The organism is Pseudomonas sp. 1L-C-7-B-C1 (genome assembly GCF_057291635.1).
Genome location: NZ_JBXAWH010000008.1, coordinates 187,902 through 207,111, shown reverse-complemented (window position 1 = coordinate 207,111; position 19,210 = coordinate 187,902). Strand labels below are relative to the sequence as shown.

The 19,210-nt window shown below is 50.8% G+C and carries 12 protein-coding genes; 11 read left to right on the top strand and 1 reads right to left on the bottom strand.

Annotated features, from left to right (window positions below; all coding sequences use genetic code 11):
• Positions 1–68 precede the first annotated feature (68 nt).
• From AC0Z8Z_RS14550 to AC0Z8Z_RS14500, 11 genes are all read left to right on the top strand, one after another.
• Entirely contained in the window at positions 69–1,307 is a 1,239-nt protein-coding gene (locus tag AC0Z8Z_RS14550; protein WP_485619562.1) for a hypothetical protein, read from the top strand.
• A gap of 74 nt (positions 1,308–1,381) precedes the next feature.
• Complete coding sequence (locus AC0Z8Z_RS14545; protein WP_485619561.1) at positions 1,382–2,710, top strand: hypothetical protein; 1,329 nt, start codon at positions 1,382–1,384, stop codon at positions 2,708–2,710.
• An 11-nt stretch (positions 2,711–2,721) separates the two neighbouring features.
• Positions 2,722–4,587: a rhamnan synthesis F family protein gene (locus tag AC0Z8Z_RS14540; RefSeq protein WP_485619560.1), complete on the top strand. Its 1,866-nt coding sequence runs from the start codon at positions 2,722–2,724 to the stop codon at positions 4,585–4,587.
• 12 nt (positions 4,588–4,599) lie between these two features.
• Complete coding sequence (locus tag AC0Z8Z_RS14535) at positions 4,600–5,610, top strand: glycosyltransferase family 2 protein (RefSeq protein WP_485619559.1); 1,011 nt, start codon at positions 4,600–4,602, stop codon at positions 5,608–5,610.
• 50 nt (positions 5,611–5,660) lie between these two features.
• Positions 5,661–6,827, top strand: a complete 1,167-nt coding sequence (locus tag AC0Z8Z_RS14530; protein WP_485619558.1) for a nucleotide sugar dehydrogenase — start codon at positions 5,661–5,663, stop codon at positions 6,825–6,827.
• Positions 6,828–7,282: 455 nt separating this feature from the next.
• Positions 7,283–8,725, top strand: a complete 1,443-nt coding sequence (locus AC0Z8Z_RS14525; protein ID WP_485619557.1) for a mannose-1-phosphate guanylyltransferase/mannose-6-phosphate isomerase — start codon at positions 7,283–7,285, stop codon at positions 8,723–8,725.
• Positions 8,726–9,034: 309 nt separating this feature from the next.
• Entirely contained in the window at positions 9,035–9,829 is a 795-nt protein-coding gene (locus tag AC0Z8Z_RS14520) for an ABC transporter permease (protein ID WP_192174580.1), read from the top strand.
• A complete protein-coding gene (locus tag AC0Z8Z_RS14515) occupies positions 9,826–11,043 on the top strand; it encodes an ABC transporter ATP-binding protein (protein ID WP_485619556.1) in 1,218 nt (405 codons plus the stop codon). The genes AC0Z8Z_RS14520 and AC0Z8Z_RS14515 overlap by 4 nt, the downstream gene beginning before the upstream one ends.
• 162 nt (positions 11,044–11,205) lie before the next feature.
• Entirely contained in the window at positions 11,206–12,648 is a 1,443-nt protein-coding gene (locus tag AC0Z8Z_RS14510) for a class I SAM-dependent methyltransferase (RefSeq protein WP_485619555.1), read from the top strand.
• A complete protein-coding gene (locus AC0Z8Z_RS14505) occupies positions 12,648–16,391 on the top strand; it encodes a glycosyltransferase (RefSeq protein WP_485619554.1) in 3,744 nt (1,247 codons plus the stop codon). Before AC0Z8Z_RS14510 ends, AC0Z8Z_RS14505 begins: the two co-directional genes overlap by 1 nt.
• An 83-nt stretch (positions 16,392–16,474) precedes the next feature.
• Entirely contained in the window at positions 16,475–18,046 is a 1,572-nt protein-coding gene (locus AC0Z8Z_RS14500) for a DUF6311 domain-containing protein (RefSeq protein WP_485619553.1), read from the top strand.
• Between the two features lie 50 nt (positions 18,047–18,096).
• Here AC0Z8Z_RS14500 and AC0Z8Z_RS14495 read toward each other — a convergent pair whose 3' ends face one another.
• Positions 18,097–18,933, bottom strand: coding sequence for a class I SAM-dependent methyltransferase (locus AC0Z8Z_RS14495; RefSeq protein ID WP_485619552.1), 837 nt, complete (start codon positions 18,931–18,933; stop codon positions 18,097–18,099).
• Positions 18,934–19,210: the final 277 nt, after the last annotated feature.

The window sequence follows — 19,210 nt, the reverse complement described above, 5'->3', positions numbered from 1 at the left end:
CCCCTTTTTGGGTGCTAACGAAAGCGGAGTTTGATGAGTATTAATTTGGAATACATGGTTAAGCGAAGATGGGTGATAAAGCAATGAGGATTACGGCCGGAGAAGAGGTAAAGCGCTCTGCCAAGCTACTGGCTCACCAAGTATTAGGGTCCCAAGAAAAGCTCAGTCTATCTGAGCTGCTGGCTGTAAATAGCCGCCAATACGTTGAGCTCAAGACTGCTCAGCTCGAACTTGCCTGCAGCCGCTTGGAGCTCCAGCGCGTACTCCATGAGCTCCATCGCGCCCAAGAAGCGGCAGAACGTGCGCATTTGGAAAGTACAGATCCGGGGTATAAGGGAGTAACCAACGCTAAAATTGCTAAGCTCCTCGCCAAACTTCCAAATCACTGGGAATTCGACAGCATCTCAGTCACGCCCATAAAGCGGGCGGGTGCAAACGCGACTGAATGGGTCCTAACGAATGTTTATCTCGGGAACATTTGTCATCCCCAGGTCAGCTTCATCATTGTAGTTGACGATAACGAGGCAAGCCTTACCATCCCAAGATCTACAAATAACTGGCTTCGATGGAATGATGAGTTCGGCGAGCTTAAAGAACTTGTTGTTCGACCGGCCCCTGGATCGGCCTACCAGTTAGGCAATATTGGCATCAGCAGGCTTGGGACTACTGATTGGCTGCGACTGAATGAACTAATCAGAAGCCTCATCAAGCTACTAAGCCACCCAGCTGAGTACATTCTCCCAACAGATTTAGATCTGAGCACTGTCAGATCGGCACTATTGAAACTTAAACAAGATCTTGAACGCTGGCCGACGCTATTACGGTATGACGACGTGAAAATGCAGGACCATGTAGATCAGGGCGTGTACAAAGCTTTAGGGATTAAGTTAATAAACCCCAGCATGGGACTAGAAGCTTGGGAATACTTTGAATATAAGATCGCAACGATTGACCTGCAAAGTCACTTTGGTCAAAACCCAAGATTAGAATTTGGAATCACTACTAGAAAAACATTGAAAAGTTGGTTTGCTGAAAGCAACGACGATCGTGGAGCGCGCTTAGAAATTCGCTTTGCGGAGCCAAGCATGATGGATGTTGGAGTATGGAATCGGCTGTTAGAAGCTGACCAAATATTCATAACAGGGATCATCACTACTCTTCAACAACAACTAACACACTTGCAAAAATCGGAAATAACGCACGTATTTTGGCCTAAATGGGAGCAAATCTCGACACAGATGCGCAGGACTTTAACGACCATCTTCCGGGCCATGCACGGTACAGAAGGGCAGAAGTTGAAACCCTAGATTATTAACCGCGATGCATGCTGGCTGGGCTGCTGAACAGACGCCTAAATGCAAAAGCCTGAGACGAGATGATTATGCAACATAATGACGACATATCCGCCTTCGCACGCGCCAATCAGGCCTTGAGGGAGAAAGATTATCAGGCCGCATTGAATATTTATTCAACATTGACACCTAATTCTGCGCAAATGTCAGCCGCGCTCCACTTCAATACTCGTTATGCCAACGACAAGATATCGAAATTAGACACTATTGTCTCAGACAGTCCAGAATCTTCATCTGTCAGGGAATATGGAAAACGCAAGGACACCAAGCAGTGCAGCGCTAATGTACCCTGGATAGACGACAAAAACGCAATATTGCTAAGAAACTTTGGAGCTGCCTTACTTGGGCCTATTTTTGCCCTTTTTTATAGCAATCTAAACAAGCAACTCCTTGCGAATTCTGGAATCAAGGCGCTGCGCTTTCTGGCACGAGAAGGCTACGTACTGAAGAACGTTTATGATCAGCTTTGCGAGCTTGGCCTTATTAAGCAAGTACAATCCACCTACTTCTTATGCTCGCGCACTCTACTTTTCAAGATTAGCCTAAAAGATAAAGCGCTTTGGGAATTGAGCCTCCAACATCACTACAAGGGAAGCTTTAGGGAATTACTCTCACAGCGTTATCATTTTACCGGTGAAGAAATTGGAATAATCTCTAAAGAAGCAGGTTACTCAGATCAGGCGCTTACGACAAGTATCAGTCTACCTGGGGACAAAAGAATTGTGCTCGAACTCTTTGCTAAAGCGGAGAAAACTCTGAAACGAATCTGCGGAGCGAAGGGAAAAGCTTATAGCAAATACCGCAAATCTTTAGAGTATGGCGCGAAGGGGACAGAACATCTTGTAGATATTGGTTACGCCGGTACGATACAAAAACTATTGCATGGCATTACCGGTATACCTGCTGAAGGCCATTATTTCTTCACCACTGAAAAAGCAAAAAATACAAAAAAAATGAAATTTAGGGCCCATATTTTAGAAGGTATAAACTTTGGTGAAGGGCACAACATTTTAGATAGATCCTTATACCTTGAGACAATTCTGACTGCTCCGCACGGTCAAGTTGTAGACATTCTGCAAAACGGGAAAGAACTATGCTTTAACTATGGCACCATTACAAAAACACAGCTAAACTATTTTATTATTGACGAGATAATTTCTGGCGCAACGAGCTATGCGATAGCGGCTATTGGGAATTCTGAGATAATGTCTAGCGATGAAATAAATAAATATTTGAGTGTTTTCCTCAACAACTCCAGCATTTTCCCAAGCATCATATCGGAAGTGCTAGAAATTGATGATCACATAAGTGGATTGGGCGTACTTCAAACTGTCGCCCACTTCAGTTTAAAAGTGTAAGGACAATGGGCATGCCAAGTAACAAGTCACTAATGGTCCAGGCAAAAAACCTCGGATTATTTAATGCTGAATGGTATCAATCTACTTACAGGATTAGGTTCAATACTGAACAAGACGCATTTGATGACTATCTCAGAAAGTCCACTTTTTCGGATGTGCAACCGTCCGAAGCATTCGACGGCGTAAGATATCTTCAACATAACCAAGATGTTTATATATCAGGTATTTCTCCATTAACGCACTACATTCAAAAAGGCGGTGGCCAACCCTCAAGCAATGTACCGCTCACAACAAAATGGCAGCCCAATCAAAGGTTAGTAGCCAGCCAGGAAAAGTTCGATAACAAACAGCGCTATGCAGTTGCGCTACATGTATTTTATGAAGATTTCATAGCTCGATTTTATGATGCGCTTGTAGGATTCCCAACTGAGCTCGACCTATTTATCACAGTTGTGGACCCTCACCTGAAGGCAAAATGCGAACATAACTTCTCACGGAACAAGTTAATTAAAAGTATTAAAGTAAGAACCGTACCGAACCGGGGGAGGAATTTCGGGCCCATGCTGGTGGAGTTCGGATCTGAGCTCATGAAATATGATTTCTTCCTTCATATGCACTCGAAGAAGTCTCTATATTCTGGAAAGGATCAACTTCAGTGGGCGGACTTCCTTATAGAATACCTTGCGAAAGACAAGCAGGTAATCTCGCAAGCACTGAAAATTATGCAACAACAGACCGACTTGGGACTGTTCTATCCGACGTCGTTTTGGAATTTACCGCCATGGGTAAACCACTGGCTCAAAAATAAAGGCCTGGGTAGACATACGTTAAATACCAAATACGAGGCAGACCAAGAAAGAGAGTTTTTTGGGTATCCAGTTGGAGGAATGTTTTGGGCACGGCCTCAAGCCCTTCGAGACTTGCTGGAACGCACATGGACTTATGACGACTTCCCTGCAGAACCAATACCGGCTGACGGCACCGAATTGCACGTACTGGAAAGACTCCTGCCATTTATTGCAAAAAAGAACAATTACCGTCAGTTTTTCTACGACCCTGCATCCGCATCGTTTAGCAACGACGAGACCTTTATCTTCAAGGCCTATCATCAGGGTAACAATGAAATCTTAAAGCAATATATCTCGGTCAAAAAAATCATATCATTCGATGTATTCGACACAATTGTAAAGCGGGATTTTTTTGAGCCTGATCTAGCCAAGTACATCCTTGCAGAAAAAGCGGGCCTCGGCATCACTGGAGAAGACTTTGTCAAGTTGCGCAATAAAACCGAATTGGAACTACGTATAGAACGCAATTTTAGTGGCGATGTTGACATATATGAGATTTATGAGCGCATTGTGCAAACGCTTGATACTGATTACTCTTACAAAACCTTAGCCGATCTAGAATTTTTTGTAGACTTTGAAATGCTAAACGGCAAACAGGTGATGGTCGAGATAGTTAATCAAGCTCACCAAGATGGCAAAATCATACAGTTCATCACGGACACCTACTACAAGCAGCATCACATAGAACTAATCTTGGAGAAGGCAGGGATAAATTGTCCGTATGAGTTGTTTGTATCATCAGAACTTGGCTTGCGCAAAGACAATGGCACGATGTGGTCGATGATTGAGCAACAGCTCAAAGAAAGGGACGAGAAATACCAATATTTACATGTCGGGGATAATGTCTGCTCAGACGCACAAAATCCAAGTGATCTTGGATTGAACACATTCCACATACTCCACCCCATGGATAAATGGGAAGCGCTGAACCTGCCTGACATAAGGGAGAAATTCAACACAGGCAATCTTACTCATGTCCGCAAATGGGGGCCAGTGGTCTCTGAGATCGGATCAAACCCATTTATCTAACTGGTGAAGCCCATGAGAACCAATATTAAACTTATTGCTATTGCTAAAAACGAGGCTCCTTATCTGCCCGAGTGGGTATTCCACCATCTCTACTTTGGCTTTGACGAGATCGAGGTGCTAGTAAACCGGACCACTGACAACAGCGTTCAGCTTTTGAATATCTTGAGTAGCAACTTGGACAACGTGACATGGCGAAGCGTCGACTGGATCGATTTAGCAGATAGTGCAGTGGCTGCTCATATCCAACATATCGCTTATGCAGAGGCTTATGCGAGAAGCAGTGATAGATCCTCACACGTTATGTTCCTAGATGTCGACGAATTCTGGGTTCCGTACAATTTTAAAGACACCATCCATGACTGTCTTAACCGGCTCGGAAATGTGGGATCAGTGTACTTCGAATGGTTGACCGAAGCTGGTCACTGCAAGGCATTTGCGCCACTGCATAATAGTCACTCATACAAACTTTCTAGACTAGGAAAATCTATTGTCGGCACCCACTCAAAGTTCAGATCTTTAGATATACATAAGCCTCGGTATGAGTCCACTGCCGATGAAACCGTACTTGCAGATGGCCGACCATACCAAGGTGCTGAGTCGGAAGGTTTGAATCACCAATTTATCGCAAGAGAGCTATCGAGCATAAAGGATTATTTCGTTATTCATAGAATGTCGCGATCAGAACTTGAATACCTGTCAATCATATTTAGGGGGAATCCTTCCGGCAAATCGTCGTTTAAGCTTAACAGAACAACTGGCTACGAGCGGGTGTCAGATGAAACCATTGTTTTAGACTTCCCGGAGAGCGGCTGGAGCGCATATGAAGAAGCACGGATCGCTTTTTTTGATAATGAAGAATTGCAATGCGCAATAAAAGAAGCGCAAGCGTTTGTCATTGCCAGAGCCGAGTTAGCATTGGACGCACTACCCGGAGCTTTGAAGCTGGACCGTTCAAGCATTCAGCCCCTTCTTGCCGGGCTGGAAGATGAAAAGGTTTTAAATATAATGAACGATTGCGATTAGCCGTCAATTAATAGGTCGATAAGTCGATAAGTCGCTAAAAAGGATTCACTGTGAAGATCACTGTTGTTGGCATTGGTTACGTAGGTCTAGCTAACGCGATTCTTATGGCTCAACATAATGAGGTTTGGGCTTTAGACATTTCTAACGAACGAATAGACGCGATCAATAGCCGGACTTCGCCGATTAAAGATGAGGATATACAAAGATATCTGACAGATGATCACATTGACATTATTGCAACCGCAGATAAAGCACCTGCGTACACTGGTGCAGACTTTATCATTATATGTACGCCTACCAACTACGACCCACTTACAAGCTATTTCGACACAACGGCCGTCGAAAGCGTTCTTCACGATGCCTTAATGCTGAATGGAACCGCGACTGTCGTCATTAAATCTACCGTACCAGTCGGCTTTACCGAACGAATGCGACGAAAACACGGGACCACAAGAATTATTTTTTCACCAGAATTTCTTCGCGAGGGTAAAGCACTTTATGACAACTTGAATCCATCAAGGATAATTGTAGGGGATGAATCACAAACCGGCGCAGCCTTCGCGAATTTGTTGCTACAGGGCTGCCAGGATAAAGCGGTAAAGGTGATCTTGACCGGTTCCTCAGAGGCCGAGGCGATTAAGCTTTTCTCTAACACCTACCTCGCTATGCGAGTTGCTTATTTTAACGAATTGGATACCTATGCTGATATCCGAAACCTTGACTCACGTCAAATAATAGAAGGAGTGGGTGCCGACCCACGAATCGGAGACCACTATCGGAACCCGTCCTTCGGTTACGGGGGCTACTGCCTCCCGAAAGATACAAAACAGCTACTGGCCAACTATTCAAACATTCCGAGCACGCTGATTCAAGCTGTCGTTGATTCAAATAGAATTAGAAAGGATTTTATTGCTGACTCGATACTGAAACTTAACCCTAACGTAGTAGGTATTTATAGACTGACTATGAAAGTCAACTCCGACAACTACCGTATGTCGTCGGTTCAAGGGGTGATGAAGCGGCTTAAAGCCAAAGGTATTGAAATCGTTATCTATGAACCCACCTATAAGGAAGCCACATTCTTCAACTCTAGAGTAGTTACGAACCTGCAGGACTTCAAAGACATGTCGGACTTAATATTGGCAAATCGCATAGCTGATGAAATTCGAGATTCACTGTTTAAGGTGTACACCAGAGATTTGTTTGGGTTGGATTAAACCATTTAGAGCTATGAGCCCGATAGTGAGTTCGTCCCAGGCGGCACTTTCGAATTCTCGCACCAGCCTTGCCTGCAACCACAGCTAGCGATTACGCCAATAGGCTAAGCTTCCTTATAGCAGCCTTTCGTTGCGATCAGCTAGCTTCACCAACATGCTAACGGCGTCTCCTCAACTGGTTGCCAGAGCACTAGGAGCGATTTACGCCAAGCGGCCGCAATCCAGGGGCTTTCGCCACTATCTAAAGAGCGTCAGTTGGATCACTGCCTCTGTCGACTCGTCTCTGTTATTCTCCTCTGTCATTGTGGTCGTCCCAGCCGACCGCCAACAGCACGTCTCAAGCGCGCGTCATCCTTAAGGGCTAGCACGTTTCGCCAGCGTTATCGTGAGAGGCAGAAGCGCTTGCATCTGCGAAACCTAATTTGTTAACAGTTTGTGCGTAAGGATAGTCATACATGGATCTAATCCCCGTAATTTTGTCAGGCGGCGTCGGCAGCCGGTTGTGGCCCGTTTCTCGCGAGGCCCATCCCAAGCCGTTCATGATGCTGCCCGACGGTCAAAACCTCATTCAGAAAACCCTCCTGCGCGCGTCTGCGCTGGAGGGCGTGTCCCAGATCTTGACGGTGACCAACCGTGATCTGCTGTTCAAGACGGAAGATGAATATCGCGCTGTAAACAAAAAAGGCCTTGCTCAAGCCTTTATCCTTGAGCCGTTCGGTCGCAACACGGCTGCAGCGGTGGCAATGGCGGCGCTGCAGATTAAGCAGCTGCATGGCGCTGACGCCCACATGCTGGTCCTGGCTGCCGATCACCTGATTCAGGATGAGAAAGCTTTCGCCGCTGCAGTGGCTAAAGCTGTACAGCTTTCACAAAAGGGTTGGCTGGTCACCTTCGGCATCAAGCCGCAATATCCGGAAACAGGATTCGGCTATATCGAAACGGGCGATTCAGCCGGGCTGGAGGGTGGCTTGAAGGTCGCACGGTTCGTCGAGAAGCCTGACTTGAACACTGCAGAGTCCTATGTGGCCGCCGGTAACTATTTCTGGAACTCGGGCATGTTCTGTTTTCAGGTCGGCGCTGTGCTGGAAGAGTTCGCGGTGCACGCGCCCGACGTGCTCGAGGCTGCCGCTGCGTCGATCGCCAGCTCCCGCCTGACCGAAGGCCCCGCCTATCACTGCCTATCCATCGACCCGGACTCCTTTGCGAAAGTGCCGGACATTTCCATCGACTACGCGTTGATGGAGCGCTCCAACAAGGTGGTCACTGTCCCTTGTGACATCGGCTGGAGTGACATCGGTTCGTGGAACGCCGTGAGTGAGTTGACGGCGCAGGACGAACACGGCAACCGGTTTGAAGGTGAAGTATTGGCCCATGGTTCGCGAAACAATTATGTGAAGAGCGAGGATCGGCTGACTGCGCTGGTGGGTGTCGAGGACTTGCTTATCATCGACACGCCGGATGCCTTGATGATCGCGCACAAGAACCACGCGCAGGACGTCAAGCATATCGTTACCCAACTCAAGAGCTCGGGGCACACCCTCCATCAGCTGCATCAAACGGTCCACCGCCCTTGGGGTACTTACACCACACTTGAGAACGGTGAGCGTTTCAAGATCAAGCGAATTGTGGTCAAGCCCAAGGCCTCGCTGTCGTTGCAGATGCACCATCATCGTAGCGAGCACTGGATTGTCGTCAGCGGGATGGCCGTTGTGGTCAACGATGATCAGGAACTGATGCTCAACACCAACGAGTCGACTTTCATTCGTGCCGGGCACACCCACCGCCTGACCAATCCGGGTGTTATAGACCTGGTGTTGATTGAGGTGCAGAGCGGCGACTATCTGGGCGAAGACGACATAGTGCGCTTCGAGGATGTTTACGGCCGCGCTGACACGTGATGGCTGTTGGCTGAATCTGATGTTGCACTTGTACATGAGGTCGTGCGCTCGTCGGTCTTCATCAACGGCCGTCGCCCGGTTACGTCGACATCATGTACATCAGCGTCTGCACCATGCATATACTGCCGCCCCTGAAACCAACCCCGGAACTGTTTCCATCCGTCATTCCCTCACAACACCCGTCGGCGTGCGCCCGGTACGACAGTTGTTTACTGTCTGGCCCGGGCCTACGAACCCGCACGCCCACTGTTTCCAAAGCGATCCGTTCGCCCCAGTGAAAAACATCAAACGCGTCAACGAGGACCTTGCATGTTCGGCATGTTGAAAGGGCTTTGGGAATACCGAAGCTTCATCGTCACTTCTATCCGCAATGAGTTCATTGCCCGATTTGCCCGCAGCCGGCTCGGCGGACTCTGGATGATCATCCATCCACTGTCTCAAGTCGCGATCTACGCGTTGATCCTTTCCAACGTGCTGGCAGCCCGGCTGCCCGGCATTGACAATAAATATGCGTACGCGCTGTATCTGATGGCCGGGGTGCTGGCGTGGAACCTGTTTTCCGAAATCGTCTCGCGATGCCTGAATCTGTTCATCGAGCAGGGCAACCTGATGAAGAAGATGCGTTTTCCGCGCATCGCGTTGCCGGTCATCGTAGTGGGGTCGTGCCTGCTCAATAATTTGCTGCTCTTCGTCGCGGTGCTGGTGGTATTTGCGGCCCTCGGCCAGATGCCCTCTCTGGATATGTTCTGGCTCATCCCCTTGACCCTGGTGGTTACCGCGCTAGCCGTTGGTCTGGGCTTGGTGCTTGGTGTAGTCAACGTGTTTGTTCGCGACATTGGCCAAGTCGTGCCGATCATATTGCAGGTTTGGTTCTGGTTCACACCAATCGTCTACTCCGCCAACGTGATCCCCGAATACCTACGTTCGTTCATGAACTTCAATCCGATGTTTTCTGTCGTGAATGCTTACCACGACGTCTTGGTTTATCAGGTGTCACCCGACTTGAACGAGATCGGCATCACCGTCGGTGCTTCCATCCTGCTGATGCTTTTGGGGCTATTCATGTTTCGTCGCGCTGCACCAGAAATGGTGGACTCACTATGACCCTGCTTACCGTTGACAACCTGGGCAAGGCCTACCGGACTTATAGCTCTGAATGGAAGCGCATCGCTAACTGGTTCTTTGCAGGTGCGAAGCCCAACCATGAGCACTGGGTGCTGCGTCATATCAGCTTTGCCATCAGACCGGGTGAAGCCATCGGGATCGTCGGACAAAACGGCGCAGGCAAGTCGACGCTGCTGAAGATGATCACCGGCACTCTGCAGCCCACTGAGGGTGCGGTTCACGTGAATGGCCGTATTGCCGCGATTCTTGAGCTGGGAATGGGGTTCAACCCAGAGCTGACGGGTCGTCAGAATGTCTATCACGCCGCAGGTTTGATGGGGTTCAACAACCACGAAATTGACGGTGCGATTAAGGATATTGAGGCATTCGCGGAGATCGGTGAGTACTTCGACGAAAGTGTTCGCACTTACTCCAGCGGCATGCAGATGCGGGTGGCTTTTGCGGTCGCTACGGCTTTCCGCCCTGATATCCTGATCGTCGACGAGGCCTTGTCTGTCGGGGATAGCTATTTCCAGCACAAGAGTTTTGCGCGGATCAAAGACTTCCAGCGCCAGGGCACGACTCTGATCATCGTCTCGCATGATCGAGGCTCGATTCAGGCGTTGTGTGATCGCGCCATTCTTCTGGAAGGCGGTACCGTCATCAAGGACGGTGCGCCGGAAGAGGTGATGGACTACTACAACGCGCTCATCGCCGACAAGGAAAACGCGAGCGTTGAGGTGGTCTCCCTCGAGGATGGTTCCAAGCAAACACGATCCGGTAGCCGTAAAGCGACAATTGAAAGCGTCTCTTTGTATGATCGCGCCGGGGCAGCGGTGGAATACGTAGGTGTCGGGGATGAAGTTACGCTGTGCATCAAAGGTGACGTCCACCACGATTTGCCAGAGCTGGTGGTGGGGTACGTCATCAAGGACCGGTTAGGCCAAAGCATTTTTGGCACTAACACGCACTACCTCGACTGCAAATCGACCAGTGTGGCTGCGGGGAAGAAGTTCACTTACAAATTCACATTCCCGGCAAATCTGGGCATTGGCTCTTACTCCGTAGCGGTCGCGCTGCATGCCTCGGAAACGCACATCGTCGAGAATTTTGAATGGCTCGACCTGGCGCTGGTTTTCAATGTGGTGAACATTGCCCAGGACACGTTCGTAGGTCTGAGCTGGATGCCGCCCAAGGTCGAAATAGAAGCGTGAATCCGGCGACAAGGAACAACCCGGACTGATTACGGGCCCCGCCAGTTGCTGCGTGGAAGCGCAGCACTGCCGGTTGCACCGCGTGACGGAGTTCATTTCATGCGCCCGGCCCGTATCAACAAGCACACAACTGCTGGATAGAACTGGAATCAGGAAGCGCCCGTGAGCGAATTTTACCGATCATTTGAAGACAAGCACCGCGGTTCTAGGCAACTCATCCTTGATCGTCTCAAAGTTTATTCGCCGTTCCTCGAACAGCTAAAAGCCTGCTGGGACCTGCCGGTCACCGATCTAGGTTGCGGCCGAGGTGAATGGCTTGAACTTCTGACGGCGATGCAGATTCGTTGCCACGGCGTCGATCTGGACGAGCAGATGCTGACGGCATGTAAGGAACGAGGGTTTTCCGTCACCCAAAATGATGCCATCGCGTACTTGAGGCAACTTGGCGATGCCAGCCAGATGGCTATCAGCGCCTTTCATCTGGTTGAGCACATCCCATTTGATCAGCTGAATGCTCTGGTCGAAGAAGCCAAACGGGTACTCGTACCGGGGGGGCTGTTAATTCTTGAAACACCGAATCCGGAGAACCTGACTGTCGGCACGTCCAGTTTTTATATGGACCCGACGCATGTCAATCCACTGCCTCCACTGTTGCTCCAATTCATTCCGGACTTCCACGGTTTTGCACGTTCCACGGTCTTACGCTTGCAGGAGCCTGAGCCTATCCAGGAAGTCCCAACGGTCACGCTGATGCATGTCCTCAGAGGCGTAAGCCCCGACTACAGCGTGGTTGCTCAGACTGCCGCCTCGAGTGGGCCTATCCCTGATCTTGATGCGCTGTTCGCCCAAGAATTTGGCGTGACACTTGATGCCGCCGCCTCTGCCTACGAGGCGAGAGTGGCCGGTATCGAGACCGTAAATGCTACTCAGCAGACCACACTCAGCAGCGTTGAGACTTATCTCGCAAGCGTCGAAGCCACTGCAGCGCGATCTGCTGAGAATCTGAACGAAATCGTGGGGGCTTTGAAAGGGGATCTAGAAGCGCTTCAGCGAAGCCACAAGATTCAGCTAAACGCTGTGCACCTGGAACTGCGGACGCTTCGCGAAGAATATTCCAAAGTCAGTCTGGAACTAGCCTCTCAAGAAAGGCTTATTCATAAGGCTGCTGTTGACACAGCAAATCTTCATAAGCATGTCGTGCACTTGGACCATCACTTGGATATCACAAGGGGTCGCTTGCATGCGCTAAGTGTCATTTTGCCGGGATCGGTCGTAAATACCGTTCGGTACGCACTTCTGCAGCGGCAGTTGCTCAAGCGCGACGGCGTCAAGATCCGCTCCAAGTTGATGGCCCGGAAAGTCATCTTCTACGCCATCCGCAAAGCCAGCCCTTACAAGCCGGTGAAGAGCGTTGGTATCGCTGTACTCAAGAAAATCGGCGCCTATGAGTTTCTGCGTAGCCGATACCACAAGAAAGAAATCCCCATATTCCGTTCGACCATTGACCCGACGATCCCCATCGATACGGAAAACTTGTCGCCTCATGCGCGGGCTGTGTTGGCAAAAATCAAATTAGCGGAAAAGACCCGGGACAGGATTGAATAATGCGTATTGTTATTGACTTGCAAGGAGCCCAGACGGAAAGCCGGTTTCGCGGCATCGGTCGTTACAGTCTTTCCTTAGCATTGGCGATTGTGCGTAATCGCGGCGATCACGATATTCATCTGGTCCTGAATGGCATGTTGTCGGACTCGATCGAGTCCATACGGGCAGCTTTCGAAGACTTGTTGCCGCCTGAAAACATTCACATTTGGTACGCCCCTGGTCCCGTCGCCGAGATGGACGCCGCCAACCACGAGCGGCGAAAAGCAGCGGAACTGATTCGAGAAGGCTTCATCGCCAGCTTGAAACCCGACATTATCCATGTGTCGTCGATGATAGAGGGATTCGTGGACGATGCTGTAACCAGCGTTGGCCGATTCGATACCAAAACGCCGGTTAGCGTATCTCACTATGATCTGATTCCACTGCTCAACCCAGCTCAGTACCTGAAATGGAACCGGGACTATAAGCAGCACTATATCGGCAAGGTCGATGAGTTGCAGCGTGCTTCGTTAATTTTGTCCATTTCCAAGTTCTCATGCGCTGAGGGCATTGAATACTTATCCGTTGATGAAGCGAATTCGATCAATATCTCTACTGCCATTGATGACAACTTCCAGAAGTTGACCATTTCGCCTGCAGAAGCGTCGGTGTTCCTCCACAACCTAGGTATCAGCAAGCCCTACGCCTTCTACACCGGCGGCTCGGACGATCGTAAAAACCTGACACGCCTCGTTCAAGCCTTCGCTGGCCTGCCTGACGAAGTGCGCGAAAATTACCAGTTGGTGTTTGCGGGCAAAATCCCACCCCAGCACTCCAATGCGTTAATTGCCGTCGGGGAAAAGCTTGGCCTCAGAACCGAGGACATGATTTTCCTGGGATACGTGGACGACGTGCAGTTGGTCAAATTGTATAACCTCTGCCGGGTTTTCGTGTTTCCGTCCTGGCACGAAGGCTTCGGGCTGCCTCCGCTTGAAGCCATGGCATGCGGCGCAGCGGCAATCGGATCGAGAGCTTCGAGTATCCCCGAGGTCATTGGCTGGGATGAGGCGCTATTCGACCCCTATGACGTCCGGGCCATTACCAACAAGCTTTATCAGGCAATGGAAGATGACGAGTTCAGAGCGACGCTGATTGCTCATGGCCTCGAGCAGCGGAAGCTGTTCTCTTGGGATCACTCGGCAATTACTGCCATTGAAGCGTTCGAGAACTATATCGCCCTTCGCAATCCCGAGAGCAATAACGGCAAATCCATCGTCAAGAAGCGCATGGCATTCGTGTCCCCCCTCCCGCCCGAGCGCACCGGTATCGCCGGCTATTCAGCAGAGCTGCTGCCCGAGCTTCACAAGCTTTATGACATCGAACTGATCGTATTCCAGAATGAAGTGACGGATGAGTGGGCTCTGCAACATTGCTCAATCCGCGATCCGCAGTGGCTGATCGATAACAGTCGATCGGTGGACCGCGTGGTTTATCAGGTAGGCAATTCGATCTTCCACCACCACATGCTCGAACTGATGGCATTGGTGCCGGGCGTGGTCGTTTTGCACGATTTTTTCCTGAGCGGCCTGAAGTCTTATTTGCAGGACGAGAAAATCGAAGTGGGCGCGTGGGATGAAGCGCTTTATTTCTCCCACGGCTATGGCGCTTTGATCGAGAAATACCACACGCTGACGCCTGACGACCTGCGCCTCAAATACCCGGTCAACCTGGAAATATTCCAGCGAGCCCACGGCGTAGTGCTTCACTCGAACTACGCCAAAGGTCTGGTCAAGCAGTGGTACGGCGAAACGCTCGAAGCCAAGTGCGACGTCATTCCTCTGCTAAGGCAACCATCGCCACCGGTAGACGCCGCCAACGCAAGAAGTGTCCTCGGGCTCGCTGCAGAAGATTTCATGGTCTGCAGCTTCGGATTTCTCGACCCGACAAAGATGAATCATTGCCTGCTTGAGGCCTGGGTCGACTCTTCGCTCTCGCAGGATCCTCACTGCAAGCTGGTGTTCGTGGGAGACATTCATCACCTCCCTTACAAAGAGCAACTTCAGCAAATCATGGCGCGGGCCGCATATCCGGAGAATATTACGATCACCGGCTGGGCTGACACTGAGACCTACAATCGTTATCTGGCGGTCTCTGATGTTGCCGTCCAACTGCGCAACAACTCCCGAGGGGAAACATCCGCGGCAGTTCTGGACTGCATGAATTATGGCGCTGCGGTTATCGTCAATGCGAACGGATCGTTCGCTGAACTTGATCCTGAAGCCACGATCATGCTTGCTGATGACTTCCAGACGCCTGCGCTAAAACGCGCTCTTGAGTCGATGTGGACCGACAGGCCAATGCGCCAAAAGCTCGGTGCGACAGGGGCGAAAACCATTCGCACGCGGCATGCACCGGACTATTGCGCCAACTTGTACTTCGAGGCCATCGAGAATCACTACCTCAACAAGCGTTACGGACTGGATGCACTGACGCGTCGGATCATCGACAACTCCACTGATGCTCATATCCAAGACAGTGCCGTGAAGCTGGCGGACTGCCTGTCGCAGAACTTCCCGCCAGAGCGCTCTTTCAGAACGGTTTATCTGGACGTGTCAGCGACTCGTGCGACTGAATTACGAACCGGAATCGAGCGTGTTGCAATCTCGATCATGCTGGCACTTTTAAAGCAGACAGATAGCCAAATTCGATTCGAACCCGTGTACCTGTGCAAAACAAATGAGGTCTGGAGTTACAAGACAGCGACTTCGTTTACATTGGCCAGCATTGGCGCCCTCCCGGATCTGCTGAGCGAAGAAATCGTCACGCCTCGGCAAAGCGATATCGTGTTGACTCTGGATTGGTCTGAGCGCCTGGTGCTCGCTTACGAGAGCGGTTACCTGTCATACCTTATGAATAATGGGGTAAAGCTATACGCAACAATCTTTGATCTGCTTCCTGTATTGCTGCCGGAATACTTTCCGCCGCAGGCAGAACTGCCGTCTCACCGCTGGTTGCAAGTAACGACCAAATTGAACGGGGCGGTGTGTATTTCCCAATCGGTGGCAGCGGAGTACTGCGCGTGGGTTGAAATGCAGGAGATCAAACAAAAGTCGTTCAACGTCAACTGGTTCCACTTGGGTGCCGATCTCATAAACGCACACCTGGATAAGGGAGAGTCGGAGACGGCCGACCTGCCGGCGGTGCCGAAGCTCGGTGACAAGCCCACTTTCCTGATGGTGGGCACTATTGAGCCGAGAAAAGGACATCTGCAAGTTCTTCGGGCATTCACCAAGCTCTGGAACTCAGGTGTAGATGTGAATCTGGTGATCGTGGGTCGTGAGGGGTGGAAAGGCGTCGACCCTGAATCGAGGCGCAACCTGCCTGAGATCATCGATGCCCTCAGCAACCACCCAGAGCAAGGAAATCGTCTGATGTGGATGTCCGATGCCAATGACGCCACATTAGAGGCGACCTATGCGTCGGCGTCTTGCCTGATTTTCGCAAGCGAAGGTGAAGGCTTCGGGCTTCCCATCATCGAAGCCGCACAGAAGAAGTTGCCAATCATTGCGCGTGATCTGCCGGTATTCCGGGAGATCGCTGGTGACAACGCTTACTACTTCAAAGGCGACGAGGAAAGCGTAATGGTTGAAAGCTTGCAACGCTGGCTTGCGCTCTACTCGGATGACGCGCATCCAAAATCCAATGCTATTCAATGGCTCACCTGGGAACAGAGTGCGAGCCAACTGCTTGAGGTTATCTTGTGACCCCTTTTTCAAACGCTGCTGTATCGCCCAGCCAAAGGCCCGCGTGGCTATCGTCCACCGGGACGCTAGGGTTATTGGTAGCAATGGCGATTGCCGCCATTTTTGTCTACCGATACTTTCCTGAAGGCTTTATTGCCGGCACGTCTTCCTATTGGATGAGCGAAACCGAAGACGTCACTCAATACATCGCCGGCTTCAATGCGTACTTCCACTCGCCATTGAGCTTCCCGCTTTTGGCGTTCGACACGTTCAATTACCCGGTGGGAACACGTGCCACCTTCGTCGACATCATCCCGATCTACTCGCTGCTGTTGAAACTGGTGCTACCGTCCGGCATGGCGCCGTTCAATCCTTTCGGCTACTGGGTGGCACTGGCGTTCATCCTGCAATCGGTAGGGGGGTGGTGGATTCTGCGGGAGTTGAATGTAAGATCCTGGAGCACACTTGTATGCTGCACAGTGCTGCTGGTTTGCTTCCCGGCATTGATGGCCCGGCTCGGCCACATTTCCCTGATGTCGCACTGGATTCTGTTGATGTCCACTGCGCTGTACTTCAGAAGCAACCGGCTGCGACAGTTTGCGACATTGGGATGGACACTGATCCTGGTCGTGAGCATCAATGTCCATGCCTACCTGTTTGTCATGGCGCTGATGATTTATCTATGTTCTGCGCTCAGCTCCCTGGACAAACTGACACGCCAGTCCGCGCTTCGCATCATCATCCCGTTTGTGGTGATGATTTTGGTTATGGCGGCGGCGCTGCTGCCTATGCCGGTCGGACAGGTGTCGCCTGAGTGGGGGTTCGGCTACTATTCCATGAACCTGCTGGCTCCAATTACCGGCGGGTCTTATCTCACGATCCCCGATGCAATGATGCCGGGGCAATATGAAGGCTTCAACTACCTTGGCCTGGGCGTCATCGCCAGCTTTGTTTACGCGCTGATTCAACTTCGGCGCGAAGGCTGGGCGACGGTCAGACGCCATCGCTACCTTGCTATCGTGTTGGCACTGTTTGCGTGCTACGCATTATCCGACTCGATCTACTTGGGCACGCGCCAGATTGCGGTACTCAACTACCCCGACTTTATGAAAGTCTTGACCTCTCAGTTCCGGGCGTCTGGCCGGTTTTTCTGGCCGGTTGGCTACATCATCGTCATCTTTTCGTTGCTGACGCTGTACCGAACCCTACCACGCAAGGTCCTGATCCCGGTTATGCTGGCGTTATTGGTGGTGCAGGTTTCTGACCTAAAAATGCAGCGCTCCAATTTCAAGGCAGGTCTCAACCGCCCCTACACGCCGCTGATGACTCAGTCGGCTTGGGACGCTCAGATCGGGAAGGATGTTCGCAACGTCTACTACTATCCGAAGTTTCGCTGCGGAAAGGCAGACACGCTGACGACGCTCATTCCGATGATGAACTACGTGTCGTTGCATAATCTGAAAATGAATACCGGTTACATTGCTCGCCATCAACCGCCGTGTGACGAGAACAGTCTCAAATCTGAGATCGCAGGCGCCGACATCGACCATTCAGTATTCGTGTTCGTGAAAAGTGAATTCGGCGATGCTGCCAATGTGAAGCGTCTATTGTCTGAGGCAGAGTCTGCTCAGTGTGCTGATGTTGACTTTGCAATGGTTTGCCACGTCAAACGCTAAGTCGAGGGGCGGCGTCGAACAACTCGATGCCGCCCTCGCTGCACCGCCACTCACAGCTTGAGGCAGTTGAAGAACTGAATGTAGGCGTCGTCGATATTTTTGGTAATGGCGCCACCTACCAGGAAATCGTCATAGCTGAAGGTCCCCGTCTTGCAGGTGATAGGCATCTCACATATCCCCCACTCCTCTGCGATAACAAAGCCCGTATCCAGCAGCAGCGACCGCAGTTGATCCGGCGTGTATTCGATCTTGTGATCGGGGTGGATGAGGTGGTTTCCTATTGTGGCCGCATGAACGCGGCTAACATGCCCGTTGGGGGTATCCAGGCAAAAACGACCACCCGATTTAAGTACTCGGTATGCCTCTTTGCACATACGCTTCCCCTGCTCAGGCGTCACGTGTTCAATGCTCTGGCCTGACCATACCAAATCGACGCTCTCAGACGGGATGCCTTTCAGATCCGTCATATCCTCATAGCGCAGAAAAACCTTCCCCCCCTCCTCATCCAGCGCCACCTGAAAGTCCTTGTGACGCTCTTCGGTAGGCAAATCGATAAGCACAATCTTCGAATATGCGTGGGGAAAGCCCATGTGATGCAAGGGCGCGTTTGCACCGCCCAGATCAAGAATCGAATCCCCCGCTGGCAGCAGATGCTTCACCATCTTTAGTCGAGCGTTATGGATGAGATACAGATGAATATCCATGACGCCCTTACTCGTCCGCTCAAGGCCGTCTTTAGACAGCAGCAGTACGCTGGCAACATCGATGTCGCTTTTTAGGAATGAATGATCGGAAACGACATGATCGATGTCCGCAATCGACGCATTTTTATTCAGAAGCTTATATATGCCGCCGACCATCTCATGCCGCGTTTGCCAAGCGTTCATCGATTCAACTCCCGGTGTCGTAAGGCATTGGTTTTAGCTCACCTTTAGGGCTTTAGCGAATTGACCGCCCAAATATTCATCTGAAAGATAGGCGCCGCAGATGACGATTCGTAACACTCCTGGCATTTCTCCAGAGTCCCATACGGGAGGAAAGCGCCGCTCCCCGCTCCAACAGGGCGTTTATTCGGGAATTCGGGCAGGATCGCGTTGCGCCCCGCCGGCACTTACATCGTGTTACTGCGTGAGAGGCTTGGTACGGTAGATAACCCCGATGTAC

Bases quoted from the DNA above. Each gene is read 5' to 3' on its own strand.
- AC0Z8Z_RS14550 (WP_485619562.1), top strand. From the start codon at position 69: ATGGGTGATAAAGCAATGAGGATTACGGCCGGAGAAGAGGTAAAGCGC.
- AC0Z8Z_RS14545 (WP_485619561.1), top strand. From the start codon at position 1,382: ATGCAACATAATGACGACATATCCGCCTTCGCACGCGCCAATCAGGCC.
- AC0Z8Z_RS14540 (WP_485619560.1), top strand. From the start codon at position 2,722: ATGCCAAGTAACAAGTCACTAATGGTCCAGGCAAAAAACCTCGGATTA.
- AC0Z8Z_RS14535 (WP_485619559.1), top strand. From the start codon at position 4,600: ATGAGAACCAATATTAAACTTATTGCTATTGCTAAAAACGAGGCTCCT.
- AC0Z8Z_RS14525 (WP_485619557.1), top strand. From the start codon at position 7,283: ATGGATCTAATCCCCGTAATTTTGTCAGGCGGCGTCGGCAGCCGGTTG.
- AC0Z8Z_RS14520 (WP_192174580.1), top strand. From the start codon at position 9,035: ATGTTCGGCATGTTGAAAGGGCTTTGGGAATACCGAAGCTTCATCGTC.
- AC0Z8Z_RS14515 (WP_485619556.1), top strand. From the start codon at position 9,826: ATGACCCTGCTTACCGTTGACAACCTGGGCAAGGCCTACCGGACTTAT.
- AC0Z8Z_RS14505 (WP_485619554.1), top strand. From the start codon at position 12,648: ATGCGTATTGTTATTGACTTGCAAGGAGCCCAGACGGAAAGCCGGTTT.
- AC0Z8Z_RS14500 (WP_485619553.1), top strand. From the start codon at position 16,475: ATGGCGATTGCCGCCATTTTTGTCTACCGATACTTTCCTGAAGGCTTT.
- AC0Z8Z_RS14495 (WP_485619552.1), bottom strand. From the start codon at position 18,933: ATGAACGCTTGGCAAACGCGGCATGAGATGGTCGGCGGCATATATAAG.